This is a genomic window from Rhodococcus sp. LB1, from assembly GCF_001583455.1.
In the GTDB taxonomy this organism is placed as follows: Bacteria; Actinomycetota; Actinomycetes; order Mycobacteriales; family Mycobacteriaceae; genus Rhodococcus_F; species Rhodococcus_F opacus.
Genome location: NZ_LTCZ01000308.1, coordinates 1 through 3,498 on the forward strand (window position 1 = coordinate 1; position 3,498 = coordinate 3,498).

4 protein-coding genes and 3 pseudogenes are annotated in these 3,498 nt (G+C 65.0%); 3 read left to right on the forward strand and 4 right to left on the reverse strand.

Annotated features, from left to right (window positions below; translation table 11 throughout):
- A pseudogene (locus AZG88_RS55790) lies at window positions 1–143 on the reverse strand (YciI family protein); the annotation flags it as partial.
- A 231-nt stretch (window positions 144–374) separates the two neighbouring features.
- On the opposite strand from AZG88_RS55790, the gene AZG88_RS32020 reads away from it, so the two are divergent.
- Window positions 375–599: a hypothetical protein gene (locus AZG88_RS32020; protein WP_061700151.1), complete on the forward strand. Its 225-nt coding sequence runs from the start codon at window positions 375–377 to the stop codon at window positions 597–599.
- Window positions 600–672: 73 nt separating this feature from the next.
- On the forward strand, window positions 673–822 hold the full coding sequence (locus AZG88_RS52120; RefSeq protein ID WP_156517671.1) for a hypothetical protein: 150 nt from the start codon (window positions 673–675) through the stop codon (window positions 820–822).
- 24 nt (window positions 823–846) lie between these two features.
- Here the strand turns inward: AZG88_RS52120 and AZG88_RS54455 are convergent.
- The 3 genes and pseudogenes from AZG88_RS54455 to AZG88_RS32030 form a co-directional block, all read right to left on the reverse strand.
- Window positions 847–1,518: pseudogene (locus AZG88_RS54455) on the reverse strand (endonuclease); the annotation flags it as partial.
- Window positions 1,519–1,529: 11 nt separating this feature from the next.
- The gene (locus AZG88_RS32025) at window positions 1,530–1,880 is read right to left on the reverse strand and encodes an STAS domain-containing protein (protein WP_061700152.1); all 351 of its coding nucleotides are present in this window, start codon (window positions 1,878–1,880) and stop codon (window positions 1,530–1,532) included.
- A 366-nt stretch (window positions 1,881–2,246) separates the two neighbouring features.
- Entirely contained in the window at window positions 2,247–2,972 is a 726-nt protein-coding gene (locus AZG88_RS32030) for a GAF and ANTAR domain-containing protein (protein ID WP_061700153.1), read from the reverse strand.
- 204 nt (window positions 2,973–3,176) lie between these two features.
- On the opposite strand from AZG88_RS32030, the pseudogene AZG88_RS54460 reads away from it, so the two are divergent.
- Window positions 3,177–3,498, forward strand: a pseudogene (locus tag AZG88_RS54460) (HNH endonuclease); the annotation flags it as partial.

Genomic DNA, 3,498 nt, shown 5'->3' on the forward strand with positions numbered 1-3,498 from the left:
ATGGGCACGTCGTTGAGCGACGCCGGCGCGCCGCGGTAGTGCTTGAGCAGCAGGTACTTGGCCATCATGTTCTCCTTTGGTGCGGTGCGGCCCATTGTGGCCGTTTCACTCCGGGGACGAAGCCGCGCGCGAGTTCTCGACATCCCTGCACGGATATCTCTCCATTGTCGTTTTCCGCGACAGACCGTCAGCTGATTTGCTCCGCCAGTTCGGCATTGACCCCCTCGGGCTGCGGACGTAGCAGAGCCGGTAGCTGAGCGTCTGCACGTGGCGTGGACGGCACCGACTGGCGCGAGGGGCATGTTGTGATGTACAACATACTCGTAAGTTTGTGACTCAGGTCACTCAGCTGCTACAACGGGGTACGCCAACACATGACCCGCACCACGGTGCACCAGGACGATCAGCGCACGATGCCGCCGCCCTCTGTCGAGGAGCCGCCGCGCCGCCAGACGTTACGTCCGACCGTGTACATCGCCTCTGTCTCGGCTGCAACCGCGACCGCGCCTGCCGTCGTCGTGACGGGATCCGTCCTCGTAGCCGTCGCCACTTCCCTGTCAGTACTGGCCGCCGTAGCACTCGCCGCGCTCCTGATCTGACCGTCCGCCTCGCGGACGCACCCTTCGACCACCCACGCGGCACTCGCCGGCGCAGAAGACAGAAAGCACTCACATGAACACCTTCACCACGCCCACCTCCGCTCGCGGTCGCGGCTTCGCCCCCTCCCGTGGCTCGATGAGCACGATGGAGATCAAGAACCGCATCGAAGCAATGTTCCGCGAGGACGACGAGCGCGAGTCGAAGGCAGTCCGAGCGGAGTAGTACCGGCGCCGGCCCGCAGCACGTATTGCCGCGCACAACCTCACGAAGTTGCGAGTCGAGAGAGACCCGCACCAGGGCTGCCGCCAGTTCCGCGACTCGGCCCTCCGGGACAAGGGCGGACAATGCGTCGGGATCGTCCGGTAGCCCCAGTTCACGCGCAGACTTGCTCGCTCGCGTGTCGAAGTAGGGGAGCACCCACGTCCACACGTCCTGAACTTCCCGGAGAAAGATGTCGGCACCCACCGGGCCGATTCCGTCGAACTCCGTCAGTAACCGAACCGCGGCGGAGATCTCTTGATCGCAGGCTCGGGCGAGCCGTCGCAGGTCGCCGCCGTACTGGTCGTCGACTCGAACTGCGGCGGCGTGCAGACGGGTAGCCGTGCTCTCGTCATAGCGCACGTAACTCGCTCTGGCGAGTGCGGAGATGATCGTGCGACGGTCCGCCGCTCGTACCGCGCGGGGGCTGCGCAAGCCCGCTCGGAACAGTTCCCGGGCCGCCGCGACAGCGATCTCCGAGGAGATCCGCGTGCTCAGCAGCAAAGACAGCGTCAGCAGTTGGAAAAGCGGCGCCGGGGTGTCCTTCAAGGTCACGTGCGACTCGGACGCGTACGTCGGTCCGGCCTTGTCGAGAAGCACACGCACGGTCGCCGCGACGCGTGCCGTCGGACGCCCACGAGTGGACGGCTTCCCGGACATGTCGACTCCGATCAGCTGTGTGCGATTTTCTCCACCCTGTCGAAGGCGTCGCGAACGGTACGGCACGTGGGGATCATTGCGTCGAGGCCCATAGCCTCGACAGGCCGGAGGACCGCTCGATTACCCGCGAGCACCCATGTAATGTGCTGCCGCCTAGCAGATTCCGCAAACTCGGACAGTATCGACAATCCCGAGGTTCCGACGAAGTCGACTGCAGTCATGTCGACGATGATGCGTGAGGAGGAGCCCCCGTCGGTCAGGTGCGCGAGGGCGAGCGCGAAGGAAGGAGCGGCGAGCACATCGATGTCGCCGGAGATTCGTCCCAACGTGGCGTCGGCGTCCGGCGCGAATTCGACTGCCATCTGTAGTCCCCGGCCACGGGTGAGCGCATCCCGTGTGACGTGGCCGGTCGGCTTTGCGGTCGGGGGAGTGGCTCGGAACGACGTGCGTGATGGTTTCATGACCCTCCGATCGCGTGCAATCTGTGAGTGTCCGTGCGCCGAGAGGAGCGCAGCGGCACTGAGACCGCAGTGGGAGTGCACACAATTTTTGCCCACCGCGTACTGCTGCGGCCTTCGGGCAATCTGCGGCTGTGTTCTCAACCACGCGCGATCAACATTACGTCTACACCAGACCGGCATCAACCGATTGCCAAGGCGGTCGAACGGAGGCATGCACAACCGCAGGAATCGCCGTGATCCTGCCCGATCTCGAACGGTGAGTTCGCGTCAGTCGAACTTCGAATTGTGATGCGCGATGACTTCCCGGGCGACACCCGTGAGCTTGATGTTCATGTCCTGCGACGTCTTGCGCAGCAGGTCGAAGGCTCTGCCTTCGGAGATGTCGTGGAAGGCCATCAACAGTCCGATCGCTTTTCCGATCTCGCGGTTGCTGGCCAGGCCTTCACGCAGGGTCTGCGCTTCCTGGTGTTCGTGGAGCGCTGTCAGTGTCACCGCCGCGAACGCCGTGATCAGAATCGCCTGATCGATCGATTCGTCGGTGAATTCTCCGGGGTTGTCCGAGAACAGATTGAGTGCGCCGACCTTGCGTCCGCGGATCATGAGCCGGAACCCGGCAGCGCCCCGGACCGGAGTTTCGGCAATGGCCCGACGGGCAAGGCGTGGCCACTGGGTCGAACGGGCGAGCTCGGTCTCGACCTGCGGTGCGTCGTTCTCGATCGCATCGAGGCAGGGCCCTTCCTGCTCGGCTCGCTCGAGCGCGTCGACCTGGGCTGCGATGCCGTCGCTCGCGGCCACGGTGACGTGGCGATCGTTCTCCTTCAGCATGAGGCTGGCGTGGGCACACCCGGGGACCAAGGTGGCGGCGGCATCACAGATGGCCTGGTAGACCTGAGCGAAGTCGTCGCCGTTGTACACCATCTCGGCCAGCTTCGCGAAGACAGCGCTGGGTCCGTCGTCTCCGGTCCGCGTCATCTCCGAAGGATCATTCGGCATCATTCGCCTCCCGAAGTGCACCAACGCGGCGTGAACCGGCGCCGCAATTCTCGCGACGTCCGACCAATTCTGCCAGAACGGGAACGACCACCGGTGAGCCGAGGGTGCATCGCGCGCGGGGAGTCTTCCAGCGGGGTATTGCCACGCGTGCGGCAGCTCGCTAGACTCGAACATGCATTCGAACGACCTTGGGGGAGGTTGGTTGTGGGGGAATTGGTGGCAGCGGATCTGGACGAGTTGCGTGCGTTCACGGCGCGGCTGCGATGCGTCGAAGCGGGTGGGGACGCCGGGTTGGGGATCGAGTGGCTCGATGCGATCGAGGCGTTGAAGTCGGTCGGGTGCGCGGTGCAGGCGGTGATCACCGACGACGTCGCCACCTGTACTCGCGAGGACCGCAGGGCTCGGGGCTGGCCCCGGAGCGAGTGGGACCGGGGCATCGCCTCGCAGATTGCGTTGGCCCGCAGGGAATCCCCGAACCGCGGCGGGCGACATCTGGGGTTCGCACAGGCTCTGGTGCACGAGATGC

Excerpts from the sequence above, each read along its gene's own strand:
- AZG88_RS32020 (WP_061700151.1), top strand. The coding sequence starts at position 375 with ATGACCCGCACCACGGTGCACCAGGACGATCAGCGCACGATGCCGCCG.
- AZG88_RS52120 (WP_156517671.1), top strand. The coding sequence starts at position 673 with ATGAACACCTTCACCACGCCCACCTCCGCTCGCGGTCGCGGCTTCGCC.
- AZG88_RS32025 (WP_061700152.1), bottom strand. The coding sequence starts at position 1,880 with ATGGCAGTCGAATTCGCGCCGGACGCCGACGCCACGTTGGGACGAATC.
- AZG88_RS32030 (WP_061700153.1), bottom strand. The coding sequence starts at position 2,972 with ATGCCGAATGATCCTTCGGAGATGACGCGGACCGGAGACGACGGACCC.